Raw genomic sequence first — 20,569 nt, forward strand, 5'->3', positions numbered from 1 at the left:
TTGAAAGACCGTTGCGTGATAAAACGCCACTTCTTCCTGATCGCCGCAGCGGTTCTGCTGGGGCTGATGGTGCTTGCCGCTGTGCTGAAAGTCGCTTTCGCAGATGATGATGCGGGCGGCCCGCCAGGCGGGGGACGGCGCGGAGGCCAGCAGGTGTCCGAAGCCACGGTGTCCCAGCGGTCGTTCTCGGATCAGATCCGCGTCCTGGGCGTGGCGCGGGGACAGAGATCGGTCAACATCACCTCGTCCACCACGGAGCTGATCACCCGCGTCCTGTTCACCGACGGTCAGACGGTGTCGGCGGGCGCGCCCCTGGTCGAACTGCAGGCCCGTGAAGAGGATGCGGACATCATCGAGGCCCGCGCCAACGTCGCCCAGGCCCAACGCGAGTATGACCGCTACAAGGCCCTGGCGGATCGGGGGGTCGCCCCTCAGGTGCTGCTTGAACAGGCTGAGACGGCGCTGGAGACGGCGCGCGCCTCGTTGCAGGCGGCGCAGGCGCGTCGCGGCGACCGGGTCATTCGCGCGCCCTTCGCCGGGACCCTGGGCCTGACCACGGTGACGCCGGGCACGCTGATCAATCCGGGCGCCGTCATCGCGACCCTGGACGACACATCGACCATCCGCGTCGACTTCCCTCTGCCTGAGCGGTATCTGGATGTGCTGAAAGCCGGAGCGCCGATCACGGCGACGGCCGACGCCTATGGCGAAACGCCGTTCCAGGGGCGGATCGCCCTGATCGACACGCGCGTGAACGAGACCACCCGCGCCGCCACGGCCCGCGCCGAGTTTCCCAATCCCGGCGGTCGTATCCGACCCGGCATGCTGCTGCGCGTCGTGGTCCAGCAGGGGCAGCGCCAGGCGCCGGCCGCGCCCGAATCCGCCGTCCAGTACGAAGGGGCGGGCGCCTTCGTCTATCGCATCGCCGCCGGGGCCGAGGGCTCGACCGCTCAGCGGGTCGAGATCGTGGCCGGCGCCGTCGAGAACGGCTTCGTCGAGATCCTTTCGGGCGTGGACGTCGGGGACCGGATCGTCGGTTCGGGCCTGAACCGGATCCAGCCGGGGGCGCCCGTCAGCGTTCCCCGCGCCCAAGGCCAGCGGGCCGCCGCCCGATGATGCTTTCCGATGTCTCGGTCCGGCGTCCGGTCTTCGCGGCGGTCGCCGCCATCGTCCTGTGCGTGATCGGGGCCGCCGCCTTCTTCTTCCTGCCCGTGCGCGAACTGCCGGACGTCGATCCGCCCATCGTCTCGGTCAACACCAGCTACGCCGGCGCCTCGGCCGAGGTGATCGAAAGCCGGATCACCGAGCCGATCGAGCAGCAGATCGCCGGCATCCAGGGCGTCGAACGCATCAACTCGACCAGCCGAGACGGCCGGTCGAACGTGAACATCGAGTTCTCGCTGGACCGCAATATCGACGACGCCGCCAATGACGTGCGCGACCGGGTCAGCCGCGTCGTGGGCCGCCTGCCGGATCAGGCCGACCCGCCGGAAGTGGCCAAGGCGGATTCCGACAGCCAGCCCATCATCATCGTCTTCCTGCGCTCGACGACGATGAACCGGCTGCAGCTGACCGACTACGCCGATCGCTATCTGGTGGATCGGATGGCGACGGTGCCGGGCGTGGCCCAGGTCAACATCTATGGCGAGCAACGCTATTCGATGCGCATCTGGCTGGATTCCGCCGCCATGGCCGCGCGCGGTCTGACGGTCAACGACGTCGAGACGGCCCTGACCAGCCAGAACGTCGAACTGCCCGCCGGCTCGCTGGAATCGACCGACAAGGACTACACCGTCCGGGTGGCCCGCACCTACGCCCGGCCTGACGATTTCCGCCAACTGCCCATCGGCACGCGGGGGTCCGCCTCCGCCTCGGCCGCCGTGGCGACCGGCGCGGGCAGCGGCTCTTCCGCCATCATCCAGGGTCAGCCGACCTATGTGACCCGCCTGGGCGACATCGCCCGGGTCGAGGAGGCGCCCGAGGAGCCGCGTCGTCTCTTCCGCGGCAACAGCATGGACCAGATCGGTCTGGCGGTGACCCGCCAGGCCCAGTCGAACGACCTGGCCATCTCGGACGGCGTCCACAAGATGATCGACGAGATCCGGCCCAGCCTGCCGCCGGGCGTGACGCTGGAGATCGGGTCGGACAACTCCGTCTTCACCTCACACGCCATCGACGAGGTCTGGATCACCATCGGCATCTCCATGGCCCTGGTGGCCCTGGTCAACTTCATCTTCCTGGGCAGCCTGCGCGCCGCCCTGATCCCGTCCATCGTGGCGCCCATCTGTCTGCTGGCGACCTTCATCGTCCTCGCGCCTCTGGGCTTCTCGCTGAACCTGCTGACCCTGCTGGCCCTGGTTCTGGCCATCGGTCTGGTCGTCGATGACGCCATCGTGGTGGTCGAGAACATCCAGCGTCGTCTGGACCATGGCGAGCCGCCGCTGGTGGCCGCCGAACGGGGGGCGCGCCAGGTCTTCTTCGCCGTCGTGGCCACGACCATCGTCCTGTTGTCGGTGTTCGCGCCCCTGCTGTTCCTGCCGGGCTATGTCGGACGGCTGTTCGTCGAGCTTGCAGCCGCCATCGCGGCGGCGGTGGCCTTCTCGGCCTTCCTGGCGCTGAGCCTGTCGCCGATGCTGGCGTCCAAGATCCTGAAGCCGGCGCATGGCGGCGGCTGGGTCGCGCGCCGGGTCGATTGGGGCATGGACCGACTGAAGACCTCCTATGGCCGGTCGCTGGACATGCTGCTGGGCAAGCGGATCGCCGTCGTCGGCGTCGGCGCCCTGATCGTCCTGGTGGCGGCCGGAGCCGGGGGCATCTTCCTGGTCCTGCCCAATGAGCTGGTGCCGGATGAAGATCGAGGCCGGGTCTCGGTGCGTGTCGCCGGACCGGAGGGCGCAGGCTTCGACTATACCCGCAAGATCATGATGGGGCTGGAACCCCTGCTGGCCGAATACAAGAACAGTGGCGAGGCGGATTCCTATCTGGTGTCGGCGCCCGGCTTCGGCGGCGGCAGTTTCAACACGGGCAATGGCGTCCTGGTCCTGTCCGACTGGTCCAAGCGCGACCGCACCGCCGCCGAGATCGCCCAGGAACTGAACGGCAAGCTGCGCGGCCAGACAGACGCCCAGGTCAACGCCTCGACCCCCGGCGCCTTCCAGCGGGGGGGCGGCAACTCCAACTCGGTCGAACTGATCGCCACCGGGACCGATTATCAGCAGATCTACAACTGGCTTCAGCCCCTGCTGGCGGCGGCCCAGGCCAACCCCGGTTTCTCGCGTCCGCGCCTGAATTACGAACCCAATTCGCCGCGTCTGCTGGTTGATGTCGATCCGCAGAAGGCCGCGGCGCTGGGCGTCTCGTCCCAGTCCATCGGGCGGACGCTGGAGACCATGTTCGGGTCGCGCACCGCCACCACCTATATCAAGGGCGGTCAGGAGTATGACGTCATCCTGCAGACCGACCGCGATAACCGTCGCGAAGTGGCGGATCTGGAAGCGCTCTATGTCGCGACCGGCGCGGGCCAGCTGGTGCCTCTGTCGGCGGTGGTGACGACCAAGACCTCGGGCGACACGCCGGATCGCCGTCGTCTGGATCGCCAGCGGGCCATCTCGCTTCAGGCCGATCTGAATCCCGGCATGACCATCGACGATGCGATCCAGTTCCTCAGCGCCGAGGCGGCCAAACAGCCGACGGGCGGGGTGATCACCCAGTGGGGCGGCGCCGCACGCGATCAGCAGGAGGCGGGCGGCGCTGTGCTGGCGGCCTTCGGCCTGGCGCTGTTGCTGGTCTTCCTGGTGCTGGCGGCCCAGTTCGAGAGCTGGATCACCCCGGCGGTCATCATGCTGACGGTGCCGCTGGCGGCGGCGGGCGGCCTGTTCGGCCTGCTGATGGCGGGGTCCAGCCTGAACATCTACAGCCAGATCGGCCTGATCATCCTGATCGGGGTGGCGGCCAAGAACGGCATCCTGATCGTCGAATTCGCCAACCAGCTGCGCGACCAGGGCCGGTCGATCCGCGAGGCGATCATCGAGTCGGCGTCGCTTCGCCTGCGGCCGATCATCATGACCTCCATCGCCACCGCCTTCGGCGCCCTGCCGCTGGTGCTGTGGCAGGGCGCGGGCGCCGGCAGCCGTCAGACCATCGGCGTGGTGATCTTCACCGGCGCCATCTTCGCCACCGTCCTGACCCTGTTCGTCGTGCCGGTGATCTATGGCGTGCTGGCGCGCTTCACCAAGTCGCCGGAATGGACCGCCCGCAAGATCGCGGAGTGGGAGGCCCAGGAAATGCGCGAGGGCGGACCCAAACCCATCGAAGAGGGCTGAAGGATCAGGAGGCGGGCGCCGCCGGGCTCTGGGGCTTATAGCCCGTCTCCACCTTCAGGAAGGCGATGACGTCGCGGCGGTCCGTTGCATCGGGCAGACCGGGATAGTTCATCTTGTTGCCCGGCAGGAAGGTCTTCGGATTCTGCAGCCAGTGGTCCAGCTTTTCGGCGTCCCAGGTGAATTCCGCCGTGCGCATGACGTTGGAATAGTTGAAACGCGGGCGATCCCCCGCCTTGCGCCCGAACACGCCGTGCAGGTTCGGTCCCGCCAGATCCGGCCCGTCCTGCCCGATGGTGTGGCACGAGCGGCAGCGGGCGAAGACGCGACGACCATTGGCCAAGTCTCCGGCGTTATACGGTGCGGGCAGGGCGGCCAGAAGACTGGCCTTTTCGGCATCCGTGGCGACGCGCGCCGGCTTGGCGGCCGGTCGGCCCTCGTCGCCCGTCTTGCTGGGCCGATCGCCCGGGCCGCAGGCGGCAAGCGCCAGAATCAAGGGAACGGCGAGGGGGGTGAGACGGCTCATCAAGGGCTCCAGTTTTCGCGCGACATAGGGAAAACTCCGGACGCGGCAATTGGTCAAGCTGTCCTGCTGGACGGATGGGGCGCGCACCTGATAATCAGTGTCAAAGAAACGCGGAGTCGCCGGGGGGCGGCGTCCGCCCGTGCGAGTCTAGATTTGACCGATACCATAAAGCTGAGCCAGGCCCGCCGCGGCGATCAAGGCGTGATCACCCAGGTGGGCGCCCATTGTCACCACCAGGGCGAGGCGGTTGAACTGGAACGCCGCCTGCTTGAACTGGGCTTCGTCGAGGGCGCGCACGTCGAACTGCTGCACGAAGGCCTGTTCGGTCGCGATCCCATCGCGATCAAGGTGGATGACATGCGCGTGGCCCTGCGCCGCCACGAGGCCGCCAGTCTGACGATCAGGCTGGACGCCGCCTGATGGACATGGCCCTGAAGACCGCCCGCGTCGCCCTGGTCGGCAATCCCAACAGCGGCAAGACGGCCCTGTTCAACGCCCTGACCGGCGCCCACCAGAAGGTCGCCAACTACGCCGGGGTCACGGTGGAGCGGAAGGAGGGGCTGATCCGCGCGGCTTCCGGTCGGACCATGTCGGTGCTGGACCTGCCCGGCACCTATTCGCTGCGCGCCCGCAGTCCGGACGAGGAAGTCACCCGCGACGCGGTCCTGGGCCGTCTGGCCGGCGAAGTCCCGCCCGATGTGCTGGTCTGCGTGGCCGACGCCACCAATCTGCGCCTGATCCTGCGCCTGGTCCTGGAGCTGAAGGCCGTCGGCCGGCCCATGGTCCTGGCCTTGAACATGTACGACATCGCCCAGCGTCAGGGGCTGCGGATCGATCTGGAAAAACTGGGCGCCGAACTGGGCGTGCCGATCATCACCACGGTCGCGACGCGCAAGCGCGGCATCGACGATCTGATCGCCGCCGTCGAGATCCAGGTCGATGTCGCCGCCGCCAGCGAGAACCAGTGGCGCAGTCCCGACGCGACCGAGCTGCGCACCGCCGCCCGCGAGGCGGAACGGATCATGAAGGCCTGCGTGCGCCCGCCCGAGCGGCCGGACACTCTGACGGGGCGTATCGACAGCGTCCTACTGCATCCGCTGGGCGGCATGGTCATACTGATGATTATCCTGTTCGCCATGTTCCAGGCCGTGTTCAGCTGGGCCGCGCCCCTGATGGACGGGATCGAGGGGATCGTCGGATGGCTGGGCGCCGGCGTGGCCGCGCTCATTCCCGACGGCCTGCTGCAAAGTCTGATTGTCGACGGGATCATCTCGGGCGTCGGCAGCGTGCTGGTCTTCCTGCCGCAGATCCTGATCCTGTTCCTGTTCATCATCGCCCTGGAAGACTTCGGCTATATGGCGCGCGCCGCCTTCCTGATGGACAAGATCATGGGCGGGGCGGGGCTGCACGGCCGGGCCTTCATCCCGCTGTTGTCCAGCTTCGCCTGCGCCATTCCCGGCATCATGGCGGCGCGGGTGATCGATTCGAAGCGCGATCGCCTGACCACCATACTGGTCGCGCCGCTGATGACCTGTTCGGCGCGGATTCCGGTCTATACGCTGATCATCGCGGCCTTCATTCCCAACGAGACCGTCTGGGGCTTCGTCAATCTGCAAGGCCTGGTGATGTTCGGCCTCTACGCTGCGGGCATCGTCAGCGCCCTGCTGGTGTCGCTGGTGATCCGCAAGGTCTTCTGGCGCGGGGCGGTCGAGCCCTTCATGATGGAGCTGCCCACCTACAAGGTTCCGGATTTCAAGAGCGTCGTCTTCAACCTTTGGATTCGCGCCAAGATATTCGTCAACCGCGCCGGCCGGATCATCCTGCCGCTGGTGATCATCCTGTGGGTTCTGGCGACCTTCCCCTATCCGCCCGAGAACGCGACCATGCCGGACATCGACTATTCGTTCGCCGGCATGATCGGGCGTGCGCTGGAGCCGATCTTCGCGCCCATCGGCTTCAACTGGCAGATGGTCGTGGCCCTGATTCCCGGCATGGCGGCGCGCGAGGTGGCGGTGGCGGCCCTGGGCACGACCTACGCCATCGCCGACGCCGAGAATGCGACCGGCCTTCTGGCCTCGACCCTGTCGTCGCAATGGTCGTTGGCGACGGCCCTGTCCTTCCTGGCCTGGTACATCTTCGCGCCTCAGTGCGTGGCGACCCTGGGCGTGGTGAAGCGCGAGACCAATTCGCTGAAATGGACCTGGATCATGATCGGCTACATGTTCGGTCTGGCCTATCTGGCGTCCTTCGTGACCTATCATGTGGCGGTTGCGCTCGGAGGCGGCTAAGCGGGGCCGGTTCTCCACCGACCGGACCTTGAGATGAGCCCTGCCGTCGCCGCCGTCGTCCTGGGCCTGCTGGGCCTGATCATCGGCAGCTTCCTGGCGGCGGTCAGCGTGCGCCTTCCGCGCGACGAGGACATCGTGGTCGCCCGGTCGCGCTGCATGGGCTGTGACCAGACCCTGCGGCCGTGGGAACTGGTTCCCCTGTTCAGCTGGCTGGTGCTGCGCGCCCGGTGCGCGCGGTGCGACGCGGCCATCTCGCCGCGCTATCCGCTGATCGAACTGGGGGCCGCCGGGATCGGCGTCTGGGCGGGCTTCAGCGGGGCGTCCTGGCTGATGGTCGCCGCGACCGCCGTCCTGGGCTGGCAACTGCTGCTGATCGCCATTATCGACGCCGAGAATTTCTGGTTGCCCGATGTCCTGACCTGGCCGTTGGCGGCCACAGGCCTGATCGCCGCGGCCCTGATCGACCGGGATTCGGTCCTGACGCACCTGATCGGGGCGGCGGTCGGGTTTGGCGGTCTTTGGCTGGTCGGCTGGCTGTACAAGGCGGTCCGCAAGCGCGACGGCCTGGGCGGAGGCGATCCCTTCCTGTTTGCGGGCGCAGGCGCCTGGGTCGGCTGGTTGGGTCTGCCCAGTGTTCTGCTGTGGGCCTCGGCCGTCGGTCTCAGCCTGGTGTTCGGCATGCTGGTGGTGCGCCGTTCGGTCAGCGCAACGCAGAAACTGCCGTTCGGCGTCTTCCTGGCCGTCGGAATCTGGCTGACCTGGCTGTACGGGCCGCTCGGGTTCTAGCGCCCGGTCGTCAGCTTGACGATGATGATGGCCGCCGTGTCGAGAATGGCTTCAGGCGTATCGGCGCGGCGCAGCAGGTCGAAGCTGGCGGCGGTCGATTCGGCGATGGAGGCAATCTGGTACGAGGCCAGGCGCGGGCTGTAGTCCTTCGGGTGCAAGCCTGCGGCATGGGCCTGGGCGACGCGGCGTTCGATCGCCAGGTGCAGGCGGCGCAGGCGGCGCACCCGGCTCTCGACGAAGGCGGCCTCGCCGTTGTCGGCCAGCATGTGTTCGACCCGCAGCACCTGACCGTGATCGCGCCAGATGGCCATGACGTCCAGTATGAAGGCCCGGCCGATGGCGAAGGCCTTGTCGCCCGGCCAATCCGCCTGGAAATGGGCGGCCAGGCCCTGGAAATCCGTCGCCGCCGCCTCGCACAGGGCCAGGACCGGCTCTTCGACCGTCTTGAAATAGGTGTAGAAGTTGGACGGGGACACCCCGGCGGCCGAGGCGAGGTCCGCCACGCGGATTTCGCCATAGTGCCGCTCGTTCAGCAGGGCGCGGGTCGCGTCGAGGATCGCCTGGCGCGTGCGCCCGCCACGCGCGCCGATCTTGTGCCCCAGCTTGTTGGTCGTGTCGGCCATGTCCTCGATGGTCGGAAACTGAACGGGGTCGTGCGCGGAGGTATGACCCGCGAGATTCGCTCAGATAAGAAGAATGAACGTCGTTCTAAGACAGTTCAGGGTATTTGAACCTCGCCGGAAAGACCAGCGCAGACGGCGATCCCGTCGCATTTCAGTCGGGACGGATGACCATGCAGGTGACGCGCCGTTCCGACAGGGCGTCGCACGCGGCCTTGGCCGTGTCTTCGGTCAGGCCTGTGAAGCGTGAACGGTACCAGTCGCCGGCCGTCTGAACATTACGCTCGGCGCTGGCGAACTGGGCGCGGAAACGGCGATTGACCTCGGCCAGCCAGTCGGTCGCGACCTTCTCGTCGCGGAAGGCGCCGACCTGCACCGCCCAGCGGCCGGACGGGCGAGCGGCGGCGCGAGCCGGTTCGCGGGCGGGCGGCGGCGCGGCGCGGCGCGGCGTGGTCGAGGGCGCGACGGCGGCCCCGGACGGCGCGCCGTTCAGCGCGGCGGTGACATTGGCGGGCGCGCGACGGGTCGGGACGGTCGGCTGGGCTTGAGCCTGGGCCTGGGCTACGGCGCGCTGACTGGCGGCGGCGCTGCGTTCCGATGGCGAGGGCGTGATCCGCGTCGGCAGAACGGCGGGCGCCGGAGCCGCCGTGTAGGCGACGGCGCTCGACTCGGCCCCGATGCCGTCTTCGTCATTGCCGATGGAGGCATAGGCGACGGGCGCGCTGGGCGACAGGGACTCGCCGCCGACGCCGAAGCCGCGCTGTTCGAAGAAGGCCTGGGCGATCTGGATGTTTTCGCCCTGGCTGCGACGACGCTCGACCTCAAAGCCGGTGTCCATCAGTTCGGCGACGTGGGCGTTGCGGCTGGCGCTGGAGCGGCCGCCCAGGACGACGGTGATCAGCCGGCGGCCGTCGCGCACCGCCGAGGCGGCCAGATTATAGCCCGAGGCGTTGGTGTAGCCGGTCTTCATGCCGTCATAACCGTTTCCGGTCGGCAGCAGGCCGTTGGTGTTGCGATAGCTGCGACCGTTGTAGGCCCAGTCGTGCAGCCCGAAGTATTTATAATACTGCGGGAAATCGCGCATGATGGCGCGAGCCAGGATCGCCTGGTCGCGGGCCGAGGTCGTCTGGCGCGCGTCGGGCAGGCCGTTGGCGGTGAAATAGCGCGTCTGGGTCATGCCCAGCTGTTGCGCCTTCGCGGTCATCAGGGTGGCGAAACGCGATTCCGAGCCGCCGATGTGCTCGGCGATGGCCACCGCCATGTCGTTGGCCGAACGCACCGCAGTGGCCCGCATGGCGTCGTCCAGGGTGATGGTCTGGCCTGCGCCCAGCCCGAGTTTCGACGGGGGTTGCGCCGCCGCTTGCGGCGAGACCGTGAGGACGTCGTCGGCATGGACCTTGCCCTGAGACAGGGCTTCGAACGTCAGGTACAGCGTCATCATCTTGGTCAGGGACGCCGGATATCGGCGGCTGTCGGCGTGGCGCGAGAACAGCACTTCGCCCGACGCGGCGTCGATGACGATGGCGGCGTAGCGACTGTTTTCCTGCGACTGGGCCTCGATAGGCCTGACGTTCGCCCCAAGGACGAGCGAAAGCGCGAGAACGGCGAAAAGGCCACGACGGAGAAAGGCGATCATGGGCGGTTACGACCCTCGGTGAGCAGGGTGCGACAGGCCCCCCGGCCGACGCGATTAAAGGACTAGCATAGGAACTGGGGGTTTCATGGTGGTTAACCGGCCGTCAACGCGAATTTGAAGTGTCGAACCAGGTTATCGCCGTTCATATGTTGCGTCGCACAAAAATCTTGAATCGTCTTCGCACTTGCAGCATAACGGTCGCGGGCCAGTTCATCCGACGCCCCGATTTCGCCGTGCCTATTTCCCCCTCTTCCTTCCTCTGGAGACACGATCATGGCTGACAGCGCCGAAACCGTGAAGAAGACCGTCGAACAAACCGCCGCCAAGGCGAAGGCCCAGGCCGCCGAGTTCCAGGCCGCCGGCGCCAACGCCTTCCGTGAAGGCATCGAGAAGTCGGTGGCTTCGCTGGGCGAACTGAACGCTCACAGCAAGAAGAACCTCGACGCCATGGTCGAGTCGGCCACGGTCGCCCAGAAGGGCGCCGAAGCCCTGTCGCAACAGGCGCTCGGCTTCGCCAAGTCCGCCTGGGAAGACGGCGTCGCCGCCAGCAAGGAACTGTCGACCGCTCGTTCGGTGCAGGAGTTCTTCGAGCTTCAGACCAACTGGGCCAAGAAGTCCATGGAACGCTACATGTCTGAAATGACCCGGACGAACGAGATCGTCACCGCAACGGTCAAGGACAGCCTCAAGCCGATCAACGAGCGCGTCACCGCCTCGGTCGAGACCTTCCAGGCCGCCCGCTGATTTCGCGGCGATCCTGACGGATTCGAAAGGCCCCGGGGTTCGCCCCGGGGTTTTTTTCGTTCTGGGACCGTGGTTTGCGCTTCACGAAACCTGTGACTGGACGCCGCTTCAATTCAGGCCATCATTCCCTATCTGATAGAGAAGACGACTCCCCGATTACGGAACACGAATGCCCATACAAAGGCCCGGTGAAAACGGGGGAGGCGCAGGCGCCGCCACCGTCACCGAAACAAAGCCGAAGCTTCAGAAGCCCTCGCTCTATCGGGTGCTGATCCTGAACGACGATTATTCGCCGATGGAATTCGTCGTCTATGTGCTGGAGCGGTTCTTCCAAAAGAGCCGGGAAGAAGCCACCCGCATCATGCTGCATGTGCATCAGCATGGCGTGGGCGTTTGCGGCGTCTTCACCTACGAGGTCGCCGAGACCAAGGTCGCGCAGGTCATCGAGACCGCGCGCCGCCACCAGCACCCTCTGCAATGCACGATGGAAAAGGACTGAGAGGAGCCTCCCTATGCCTTCATTTTCCCGTCCTCTCGAAGAAACCCTGCATCGCGCAGTCGGCTACGCCAATGCGCGCAGGCACGAGTATGCGACGCTCGAGCACCTGCTGCTCGCGCTGATAGACGATCCCGACGCGACCGCGGTCATGAGCGCCTGCAATGTCGATCTGACCGCGCTCAAGGCCGCGCTGACGCTCTATGTCGATAATGATCTCGCCGCCCTCGCCACGTCCGACGGGGAGGAAGCCAAGCCGACCGCCGGTTTCCAGCGCGTGATCCAGCGCGCTGTGATTCACGTCCAGTCGTCCGGCCGCGAGGAAGTGTCCGGCGCAAACGTGCTGGTCGCCATCTTCTCCGAGCGCGAGAGCCACGCCGCCTATTTCCTGCAGGAGCAGGACATGACGCGGTATGACGCGGTCAACTTCATCGCTCACGGCATCGCCAAGAAGGCGGGCGCCAGCGAGACCCGCCCGGCCAAGGGCTCTTCACCCGAAGAGGCGGAGGACCAGTCGGCCGTCAAATCCGGCGGCGAGGCGCTGCAGGCCTATTGCGTCGACCTCAACGAGAAGTCGCGCCAGGGCAAGGTCGATCCGTTGATCGGGCGCCAGGCCGAGGTCGAACGCTCGATCCAGATCCTGTGCCGCCGCACCAAGAACAACCCGTTGCTGGTCGGCGACCCCGGCGTCGGCAAGACCGCCATCGCCGAAGGTCTGGCCCGCAAGATCGTCAACGGCGAGGTGCCCGACGTCCTGAAGGACGCCACCATCTATTCGCTGGACATGGGCGCCCTGCTGGCCGGCACTCGCTATCGCGGCGACTTCGAAGAGCGGCTGAAGCAGGTGGTCAAGGAGCTGGAAAGCCACGACAACGCCGTGCTCTTCATCGACGAGATCCACACGGTGATCGGCGCCGGCGCGACGTCGGGCGGGGCCATGGACGCCTCCAACCTGCTGAAGCCGGCTCTGGCCTCGGGTTCGCTGCGGTGCATGGGTTCGACGACCTACAAGGAATATCGCCAGCACTTCGAGAAGGACCGCGCCCTGGTGCGTCGCTTCCAGAAGATCGACGTCAACGAACCGACGGTCGAGGACACGGTGAAGATCCTGAAGGGTCTGAAGACCTATTACGAGCAGCACCACAAGGTCCGCTACACCGACAGCGCCATCCGCACCGCGGTGGATTTGTCGGCCCGCTACATGACCGACCGCAAGCTGCCGGACAAAGCGATCGACGTGATCGATGAGGCCGGGGCGTCGCAGATGCTGGTGGTCGAATCCAAGCGCAAGAAGGTCATCGGTCAAAAGGAGATCGAGGCCGTCATCGCCAAGATGGCCCGGATCCCGGCCAAGTCGGTGTCCAAATCCGACACCGAAAGCCTGCGCGAACTGGAGGTCGATCTGAAGCGGGCCGTCTTCGGTCAGGAACAGGCCATCGAACAGGTTTCGGCGGCGATGAAGCTGGCGCGGGCGGGTCTGCGGGACCCGAACAAGCCGATCGGCAGCTTCCTGTTCAGCGGTCCGACCGGCGTCGGCAAGACCGAGGTGGCCAAACAGCTGGCGTCGACCCTCGGCATCGAGATGCAGCGCTTCGACATGTCGGAATATATGGAACGCCACACCGTCAGTCGCCTGATCGGGGCGCCTCCCGGCTATGTCGGCCATGACCAGGGCGGGCTCCTGACCGACGCCGTCGATCAGCATCCGCATTCGGTGGTGCTGCTGGACGAGATCGAGAAGGCGCACCCGGATGTCTACAACATCCTGCTGCAGGTGATGGACAACGGCATGCTGACCGATGCGGTCGGCAAGAAGGTCGACTTCAGGAACGTCATCCTGATCATGACCACCAACGCCGGGGCCGCCGACAACGCCCGCGCCTCCATCGGCTTCGGCCGGGGCAAGGTCGAGGGCGAGGACGACAAGGCCATCCAGCGCCTGTTCGCGCCGGAGTTCAGGAACCGTCTGGACGCCATCGTGGCATTCAAGCCGCTGCAGGCCGACACGATCCGCTCGGTGGTGACCAAGTTCATCCTTCAGCTGGAAGCCCAGCTGGCGGACCGCAACATCACCATCGAACTGACCGACGAGGCGGCCGACTGGCTGGCCAAGAACGGCTTCGACGAACTGTACGGCGCGCGTCCGCTGGCGCGGGTCATCCAGGACTCGATCAAGAAGCCGCTGGCCGACGACATCCTGTTCGGGCGTCTGACGCGCGGCGGGCACGTCAAGGTCCAGCTGAAGGACGGCAAGATCGACTTCGACATCAAGAGCGCCGGCGGCGTTCCTGCGAAGTCGGAGGAAGAAGAGACGGCCTGATCGGGCCTGATCCAGAATGAACTGAAGGCCCGGGTGGAGACGCCCGGGCCTTTTTTCATGCGCGTGGCGTTCTGGGGCGGCATACTGGACCGATGGGGCAGACGGAACAGGTTGATCAGGCGGCGGCATTGCTCGTTCAGGCGGAGCGGCGGCTGGCGGATGGGGATCTGCACGGCGCCTTCGCGGCCTACAAGGCGTGCCTGAAGGCGGCGCCCGATTTTGCGCCCGGACTTGCGGGCATGGGTCTGTTCCTGGCTGAGCACGGCGATCCGGGAACGGCGGCCCAACTTCTGAGCCAGGCGATGGCGGAGGGGGGTGCGGCGGTCCGGGTGCGGGTCGCGCCGGCGTTCGCGCGCCTGCTGGAAGGGCTAAAGCCCAGCGCCTGGGATCCGGCGCTGGACCGCGATCTGCTCGTTTGTCTGAGCTCGCCCACCGTAGATCCGCAGACCCTGGCGCGCGTCACGGCGGAGACCCTGCTGTTGAAACAGGGGCGGTTCGACGGAACGTCGGCGATGCTGGCGGCCATGGGGCGCGACCCCTTGTGGCTGGCCTTCCTGTCGCGGTGCGTGAACGTCAGCGCCGCCATGGAGATGCGTCTCGACGCCGTGCGGACGGCGGTGGTCGAGGCGGCTGGCGCATTTGAATCTCCTGTTGGAGATCTGGTCGCCGCCTTGGGGATCAGCGGCTTCGCATCCGAATATGTTGCACAGGTACAGGCAACTGATGGCGCGGTCGCCATGCTGTCCCGGTCGCCCACCCTGTCAGAAGCGACGGCCTTGGGGGAGGGCGAACTCAAGGCGCAGCTGATCCGCCGCGCCATCGACGAGCCCGCGCGGGAGCGTACTCTGGCCCAGTCCGTGCCAGCCTTGACGCCCGACGGCGCCGACGCCGTGTCCGAAGCGGTCAAGGATCAGTACGAGGCGAACCCCTATCCGCGCTGGTCTGCGCCCCCCGCGCCCACGCCGCGAAGACTGTCCGACGCGATCGCAGCCCTGCCGAATCTTGATGGCAAGGCCTTCGCCGGTCGTGCGGAGACAGTGCTGGTCGCGGGGTGCGGCACAGGGTTCGAGCCCATCGACATGGCGCGGATGGACCCTTCGCTAGCGATCACCGCCATGGACCTGAGCCGCGCCAGCCTGGCCCACGGATTGCGGGTGGCGGAAGACCTCGGGCTGACGCGGGTTCAGTTCGTCCAGGGCGACATCCTGGCGTTGGACAAGGTGCGAGCGCGGTTCGACGTCGTCACCAGCACGGGCGTACTCCACCATATGGCGCGGCCCGAGGACGGGCTGGCGCGGCTGGCGGGCGTCTTGCGGCCCGGTGGCGTGGTGCGGCTGGGGCTCTACAGCGAGCGGGCGCGGGCGGTGGTGAGGGCGGCGCATCAGCTGATCCGGGCGCGGGGCTGGACGCCGGTCGAGGCGGATATCCGGGCGTTTCGCGCTCATGTTCTGGCTCTGCCGGATGGGGAGCCTTTGGCCGCGCTGAAGGAGAGTGCGGACTTCTACAGCCTCAGCGGCTGTCGCGACCTGGTCTTCCATGTGCAGGAGCATCGCTACACGCCGCCCCAGCTCGGCGAGTTGATCGAGGGAGCCGGGCTTCGACTGGTCGGGTTCGAGGCGTCGCCGGAGGCGAGGGCGGCGTTTGCAGCGGCGTTCGGCTCGGCCGATACGCTGGATCTCGGCCTATGGGACCGGCTGGAAGCGCGGCGGCCCGAGCTGTTCGCCGGCATGTACCACTTTTGGGCGCAGAAGCCGGCTTAGAGGCGGACGTCAGCCGTCCTTTTTGAAGGGCGACAGTTCCTCGGTCATCTCCAGCCTTTGCGCCTCAACGGCTGGACCTTCGCGCCGAAGATAGTCGGCCACCGGGCCGCGCAGCGCGGGGTCGGCGATGAAGTGGGCGGAATAGACCGGTGAGGGCAGATAGCCGCGCGCGATCTTGTGCTCACCCTGTGCGCCGGCCTCGACGCGGGACAGGCCGCGCGCAATGGCGAACTCGATGGCCTGATAATAGCAGAGCTCGAAATGCAGGAAGGGCACGTCTTCCAGCGTGCCCCACTGGCGGCCGTACAGGGCGTCGCGGCCGATGAAGTTCAGGGCGCCGGCGATAGGCGTTCCATCGCGGAAGGCCATGACGAGGGCGATGCGGTCCGCCATCGTCTCACCGACCCGGGTGAAGAAGTCCCGCGTCAGATAGGGCCGGCCCCATTTGCGATCGCCCGTGTCCAGGTAGAAGGCGAAGAAGGCGTCCCAGTGGGCCTCGGTGATCTCGGCGCCGGTCAGGACGCGGATGTCCAGATCGGCCTGGGCGTCGCGGCGTTCGCGGCGGATGGTCTTGCGCCGGTTGGCCGACAGGGCGGCCAGGAAATCGTCGAAGGTCCGATAGGCATCGTTGCGCCAGATGAACTGGATGTCCTGGCGCGGTAGCAGGCCCGACTGAGCCATGTCCGTCCACTCGACCTCGGTCGGGAAGTTGACGTGCAGGGACGACACCCCCGTCCGCTCGACCAGGGTCAGGGCGCCCTGGAGCAGGGCCTGGCGCACGGTGGCGGCGTCAGTGTCTGGGTGATTGAGGAAGCGCGGCCCGGTCGCCGGGGTGAAAGGCACGGCCCCCAGAAGCTTGGGATAATAGCGGCCGCCGGCGCGCTCATAGGCGTCGGCCCAGCTGTGGTCGAAGACGTATTCGCCCTGGCTGTGGCCCTTCAGATAGAGGGGCATGACGCCGAGGACGGCGTTGTCCTCGTCACGCAGGGCCAGGTGGCGCGCCGCCCAGCCTTCCTGCGGGGCCGCGCTGTCGGAGGCCTCGCAGGCGTGCAGAAAGTCGTAGGAGACGAAGGGATCGCCGGTGGGACGCGCGCAGGCGTCCCAGGCCTCGCGGCCGATGTCGGCGATCCCCTCGTGGACCGTGAGGGTGAAGGTCAACGGATCTCCACGATGGCGTCGACCTCGACGGCGAATCCGAGAGGCAACTTGTAGACGCCCACGGCCGAGCGGGCGTGGCGGCCGGCGTCGCCGAACACCTCGACCATCAGGTCCGAGCAGCCGTTGATGACGGCGGGAATGGCCTCGAAATCCGGACCGGCCTGGACGAAGCCGCCCAGCTTCACGATCCGCACCACCCGGTTCAGGTCGCCGTCGCAGGCGGCCTTGATCTGAGCCAGCAGGTTGACGCCGCACAGGCGGGCGGCGGCGTTGGCCTGTTCCGGCGTCACGTCCACGCCGACCGTGCCCTTGATCCCGCCCGAGGCGTCGTTCGACAGTTGGCCCGACACATGGACCACGGCGCCCGTCTGGACAAAGGGCACATAGTTGGCCACCGCCTTGGCGGGTTCCGGCAGGGTGATGCCGAGTTCGGCGATGCGGGCTTCGATGCTCATGGGGGCTCCTTGATCTGGTTGGCGGTTTAGCGCGGCGCAAGGGCGGCGTCACCGGTCGCGTGGCTTTAAAGCTTCGCCAACCGGGCCGTGTCATGGTGTGGCCCATGGATCTGCACCTGACTCCCGACGTCTCCGCCTTCCAGGCCGTTCTGGCGCGGCTGTCGCCCGAGGACCGGGCGCGCGTGGACGCGGCTCTGGAGCCGGCGGCGGTCAGAGCCGCCGAGGCTGCGCCCCACTGGGATTTCGAAATGCCGGCCAAGGCGGTGGACGGCCTGCTGGGGCCGGGCGTGTCGGACGACGTGCGACGCGGCCTGGTCGCGGCCTGGGCCCTGGGTCTGCCGGACCGGGTGAAGGCCATGGCCCTGCCGGCCGAGGTCCTGACGCTCTACCCCTACTGGATCGACCAGCTCGCCGCCTTTCTGAGCAAGGCCGAGGGGGATTACGACTTCGATCACTGGTCCAAGGACGTGCGCTTTTCCCTGGCGCTCAGCGTGCCCGGCGCCAAGAGTCAGGTGATCGACCTCAGTTCACCGGTCGGTCCGGGACAGATCATCAAACATGTCCGCGAGGGCTGGGGCTTCGGCCCGCTGTTCCGCTATCTGGCGGCGGGGGCGAAACGCGAGCCCTGGCTGGAGGTCCATACCGAGAGCCGCTGGCTGCGCGGCTTCAACGAGGACGGCTGGAACGAAGCCTGGGCCACGGCGGCGGAAATCTGCCGGACGCGGCCGGAGCTGGCGGGGATGATCGGCTCCAGCTGGTTCTATGATCCGCCCCTGACCGAGATCAGCCCGCGCCTGGCGCACCTGCGGCTCAACCCGCTGAAGGGCGGCGCCTTCATGGTTCACCAGGGGCCGGGCGAGATCCATACGGAGCGGGCGGGAACGGCCTCGGCGTCGCGCAAGGCCTTGATCGACAGCGGTGAATACACCGCGCGGTCATGGCTGATGGTCTGGCCGAGGAAGGAGCTGATCGCCTGGGCGGATCGGCGGAAGGCAGAGTTCGGAAATGTTGGTTGATCAATACGGCTTAAGCGGCTGACATGAAGACGCCCACGCTCCGAAGCTTCGTAGGATGGCTCTGGTTTATCATTCCTGTGATCGTAGGCGGCGTGCTGAACGCTGTTGCGCGACCGATACTGGCTGCGAGGTTGGACGGGCAAAAGGTTTTCGTCGGCCCGCAGGGGAGAGACCGGCAGTGGATGTTCAATGTGGAAACGCAGAATGAGCATTCGGCGCTGACAAGATTTCTGGAGATGCCCGACGGGCAAGTGGCTTTCATAACGCTTTGCGTCATCGCCGTTTGCGGTTTCTTCGTTCTGGTCCTCAGGCAAGTCGCCGTAACGTCCGACAAGCACTAGAAGTCCTAACCGCCGTGTCGCGATTAGCCCGTAGCCGCCATCGCCCACGCCGCCGCGACCGGCTGTATGTCCAGATCTGCGGCCTTGGCCAAACGGATCAGGCGGTCGATGTCTTCGGGGCGGCAGCCGTAGGGGGTGGGAGCGTCGCTGACGTCATGGCCGTAGGCGATCAGCCAGCCCCTAGACGCCGCCGTGTCTGCGACCATCTGTTCCAGATCATAGCCGGGCAGGCGGCGGCTCTCCAGCCCGACAGCCTGCAACAGATTGCGGTCCACGCGGCCGGCGTTGATCCCGTCGCGCACGCCGCGCCCGCACAGGAAGCGGCGGTCGATCACCGGCTTGGCCCCGAGGGCGCAGTCGCCGAACGGATAGGCGAAGCTGAGCATCTGATAGTCGTCCAGACGTTCCGACACCCAGGCGGCGTTGCGGGCCAGGCTGGCGTCCAGTTCGGCGGGCGATAGGGTCAGGGTCGAGACGTGTTCATAGGTATGGCAGCCGACCTCGTGCCCGGCCTCGTGCAGGGCCTGGAGGTGTTCGGTCTCGAACTGCGGCAGGTCCAGATTGCGACCGCCCGACAGGCCGCCGCAGACATAATAGGTGGCCTTGACGCCATGCTCGGCCAGGATCGGCCCGGCCTCGAGCCAGGCCGAGGCGGGGATGTCGTCGAACGACAGGCTGAGGACGCCGCGCGCGGGCTGGATCATCTCGGCACGGACGTCGAGGTAACGGCCGGCGCGGCGGCGCATCTTGTCGATGAAGGCGTTCATCCCGCCCTTATGGCCGAAAGGGGCTTAAGGCCGGGTTTCAGACGACCACGGGCTGGGCCGTCAGGCCGCGCACGCCGAAGACGCGGCGATAGCGTTCGATCTCGGCCGGATTGCCGACGGCCTTCTCCGGGTTGTCCGACAGTTTGACGGCGGGACGTCCCCCGGCCTCGACGACCTTGCAGACCAGGGAGATGGGCTCCAGCTCCGGGGCGGGCGCCGGCGAACAGTCGCGGAAGTCGTTGGTCAGATTGGTGCCCCAGCCGAAGCTGAGGCGGGCGCGGCCGTGGAAATGGGCGTGGGCGGTTTCGATGCCGTCGATGTCCATGCCGTCCGAGAAGATCAGCAGCTTCTCCTTCGGGTCGCGGCCGTGGGCGCGCCACCAGTCGATCAGCCGTTCGCCCGCGGCGATGGGCGGGGCTGAATCGGGACGGAAGCCAGTCCAGTCGGCGACCCAGTCGGGCGCCTGGTCCAGAAAGGCCTCGGTGCCGAAGGCATCGGGCAGGACGACCAGCAGATTGCCGCCGTAGTGGCGCCGCCACTCGTCCAGCACCGCATAGGGGGTCCGGGCCAGGGCCGCGTCGTCGGGCGCCAGGGCGGCCAGGACCATCGGCAGTTCGTGGCCGTTCGTGCCGATGGCCTCAAGATCGTTCTCCATGGCGTGAAGCACATTGGAGGTGCCGATGAAGGCCTGGCCCAGCCCTTCCTTGAGCGCCTGGATGCACCAGCGCTGCCACAGGAAACCGTGGCGACGGCGGGTGCCGAAGTCGGACAAAGCCAGATCGGGCAAGGCCCGCAACCGTTCGACCTTCGACCAGAGCCGGGTCTTGGCGCGGGAGTAGAGGACGTCCATCTCGAACCGGCCCAGCCGCCGCAGACCAACGCGGCAGCGCAGTTCGTTCAGGATCGCCAGGGCCGGAATCTCCCACAGCGTCACCTCGGCCCAGGCGCCCGCGAAGGTCAGGACATACTGGCCGTCCTGAACCGACAGGTCGTAGTCGGGCAGGCGATAGTCGGTCAGCCAGCCGATGAAGTCGGGCGAGAAGATCTGCTTCACGCCATAGAAGCTGTTGCCCGCCAGCCAGACCAGTTCCTTGTTGGTGAAGCCCAGGGTGCGGGCGTGGTCCAGCTGTTCGCGCAGGGCGCCGATGTCGATCTCGTCGGCCAGGCGGACGGACCGGGTGCGGTTTATGACCTGGAAGACGACCGGCGTGTCGCGATGCTCGCGCCAGATCATCTGCAGCATCAGCAGCTTGTAGAAGTCGGTGTCCAGCAGGCTGCGGACGATGGGGTCCAGGCGGAAGCCGTGGTCGTAGGCGCGTTTGGCGAGATCCATGCCG

The 20,569-nt window shown here is 67.0% G+C and carries 18 protein-coding genes; 11 read left to right on the forward strand and 7 right to left on the reverse strand.

All coding sequences use genetic code 11. The features are described 5' to 3' along the window. Nucleotides 1–15: 15 nt before the first annotated feature. Nucleotides 16–1,116 (forward strand): efflux RND transporter periplasmic adaptor subunit, encoded by a 1,101-nt coding sequence (locus tag AC07NC_RS01065; protein WP_008260424.1) that lies wholly within the window; start codon nucleotides 16–18, stop codon nucleotides 1,114–1,116. Further along, on the forward strand, nucleotides 1,116–4,322 hold the full coding sequence (locus tag AC07NC_RS01070) for an efflux RND transporter permease subunit (RefSeq protein WP_494568379.1): 3,207 nt from the start codon (nucleotides 1,116–1,118) through the stop codon (nucleotides 4,320–4,322). Before AC07NC_RS01065 ends, AC07NC_RS01070 begins: the two co-directional genes overlap by 1 nt. Nucleotides 4,323–4,326: 4 nt before the next feature. Here the strand turns inward: AC07NC_RS01070 and AC07NC_RS01075 are convergent, their stop codons facing one another. Next, nucleotides 4,327–4,845: a c-type cytochrome gene (locus tag AC07NC_RS01075; protein WP_035310842.1), complete on the reverse strand. Its 519-nt coding sequence runs from the start codon at nucleotides 4,843–4,845 to the stop codon at nucleotides 4,327–4,329. Between the two features lie 153 nt (nucleotides 4,846–4,998). Between AC07NC_RS01075 and AC07NC_RS01080 the strand changes: the two genes are divergently transcribed. From AC07NC_RS01080 to AC07NC_RS01090, 3 genes are read left to right on the forward strand one after another with little or no spacing between them, the layout of a single operon-like run. Beyond that, entirely contained in the window at nucleotides 4,999–5,265 is a 267-nt protein-coding gene (locus AC07NC_RS01080) for a FeoA family protein (protein ID WP_008258842.1), read from the forward strand. Continuing rightward, complete coding sequence (gene feoB / locus AC07NC_RS01085; protein WP_494568324.1) at nucleotides 5,265–7,133, forward strand: ferrous iron transporter B; 1,869 nt, start codon at nucleotides 5,265–5,267, stop codon at nucleotides 7,131–7,133. The genes AC07NC_RS01080 and feoB overlap by 1 nt, the downstream gene beginning before the upstream one ends. Before the next feature lie 33 nt (nucleotides 7,134–7,166). Beyond that, the gene (locus AC07NC_RS01090; RefSeq protein ID WP_494568325.1) at nucleotides 7,167–7,919 is read left to right on the forward strand and encodes a prepilin peptidase; all 753 of its coding nucleotides are present in this window, start codon (nucleotides 7,167–7,169) and stop codon (nucleotides 7,917–7,919) included. On the opposite strand, the gene AC07NC_RS01095 is transcribed toward AC07NC_RS01090, so the two are convergent. Together AC07NC_RS01095 and AC07NC_RS01100 are read right to left on the reverse strand one after the other, a co-directional pair. Further along, complete coding sequence (locus AC07NC_RS01095; protein WP_035310838.1) at nucleotides 7,916–8,542, reverse strand: TetR/AcrR family transcriptional regulator; 627 nt, start codon at nucleotides 8,540–8,542, stop codon at nucleotides 7,916–7,918. The two genes, AC07NC_RS01090 and AC07NC_RS01095, sit on opposite strands and share 4 nt — an antisense overlap. Before the next feature lie 151 nt (nucleotides 8,543–8,693). Next, nucleotides 8,694–10,175: a serine hydrolase gene (locus AC07NC_RS01100; RefSeq protein WP_494568326.1), complete on the reverse strand. Its 1,482-nt coding sequence runs from the start codon at nucleotides 10,173–10,175 to the stop codon at nucleotides 8,694–8,696. 273 nt (nucleotides 10,176–10,448) lie between these two features. Here AC07NC_RS01100 and AC07NC_RS01105 point away from each other — a divergent pair, with 273 nt between their 5' ends. The 4 genes from AC07NC_RS01105 (at nucleotide 10,449) to AC07NC_RS01120 (ending at nucleotide 15,495) form a co-directional block, all read left to right on the forward strand. After that, nucleotides 10,449–10,919 (forward strand): phasin family protein, encoded by a 471-nt coding sequence (locus tag AC07NC_RS01105; RefSeq protein ID WP_008261352.1) that lies wholly within the window; start codon nucleotides 10,449–10,451, stop codon nucleotides 10,917–10,919. Between the two features lie 169 nt (nucleotides 10,920–11,088). Continuing rightward, nucleotides 11,089–11,418: an ATP-dependent Clp protease adapter ClpS gene (clpS, locus tag AC07NC_RS01110; RefSeq protein WP_035309618.1), complete on the forward strand. Its 330-nt coding sequence runs from the start codon at nucleotides 11,089–11,091 to the stop codon at nucleotides 11,416–11,418. A 13-nt stretch (nucleotides 11,419–11,431) separates the two neighbouring features. Beyond that, a complete protein-coding gene (gene clpA, locus AC07NC_RS01115) occupies nucleotides 11,432–13,735 on the forward strand; it encodes an ATP-dependent Clp protease ATP-binding subunit ClpA (RefSeq protein WP_494568327.1) in 2,304 nt (767 codons plus the stop codon). Between the two features lie 92 nt (nucleotides 13,736–13,827). Beyond that, nucleotides 13,828–15,495, forward strand: coding sequence for a class I SAM-dependent methyltransferase (locus tag AC07NC_RS01120; RefSeq protein ID WP_494568328.1), 1,668 nt, complete (start codon nucleotides 13,828–13,830; stop codon nucleotides 15,493–15,495). 9 nt (nucleotides 15,496–15,504) lie between these two features. Here AC07NC_RS01120 and AC07NC_RS01125 read toward each other — a convergent pair whose 3' ends face one another. Further along, complete coding sequence (locus AC07NC_RS01125; RefSeq protein ID WP_494568329.1) at nucleotides 15,505–16,653, reverse strand: GNAT family N-acetyltransferase; 1,149 nt, start codon at nucleotides 16,651–16,653, stop codon at nucleotides 15,505–15,507. After that, the gene (locus tag AC07NC_RS01130) at nucleotides 16,650–17,108 is read right to left on the reverse strand and encodes a RidA family protein (RefSeq protein WP_494568330.1); all 459 of its coding nucleotides are present in this window, start codon (nucleotides 17,106–17,108) and stop codon (nucleotides 16,650–16,652) included. The genes AC07NC_RS01125 and AC07NC_RS01130 overlap by 4 nt, the downstream gene beginning before the upstream one ends. 104 nt (nucleotides 17,109–17,212) lie before the next feature. Here AC07NC_RS01130 and AC07NC_RS01135 point away from each other — a divergent pair, with 104 nt between their 5' ends. Further along, nucleotides 17,213–18,124: a hypothetical protein gene (locus AC07NC_RS01135; RefSeq protein ID WP_494568331.1), complete on the forward strand. Its 912-nt coding sequence runs from the start codon at nucleotides 17,213–17,215 to the stop codon at nucleotides 18,122–18,124. A gap of 23 nt (nucleotides 18,125–18,147) precedes the next feature. Beyond that, nucleotides 18,148–18,465, forward strand: a complete 318-nt coding sequence (locus AC07NC_RS01140; RefSeq protein ID WP_494568332.1) for a hypothetical protein — start codon at nucleotides 18,148–18,150, stop codon at nucleotides 18,463–18,465. A gap of 23 nt (nucleotides 18,466–18,488) precedes the next feature. Here the strand turns inward: AC07NC_RS01140 and AC07NC_RS01145 are convergent, their stop codons facing one another. Further along, the gene (locus AC07NC_RS01145) at nucleotides 18,489–19,232 is read right to left on the reverse strand and encodes a polysaccharide deacetylase family protein (RefSeq protein WP_494568333.1); all 744 of its coding nucleotides are present in this window, start codon (nucleotides 19,230–19,232) and stop codon (nucleotides 18,489–18,491) included. Between the two features lie 37 nt (nucleotides 19,233–19,269). Next, complete coding sequence (locus AC07NC_RS01150; RefSeq protein ID WP_494568334.1) at nucleotides 19,270–20,565, reverse strand: nicotinate phosphoribosyltransferase; 1,296 nt, start codon at nucleotides 20,563–20,565, stop codon at nucleotides 19,270–19,272. Nucleotides 20,566–20,569 lie beyond the last annotated feature (4 nt).

It is taken from the genome of Brevundimonas sp. GW821-FHT10A07 (assembly GCF_059415785.1).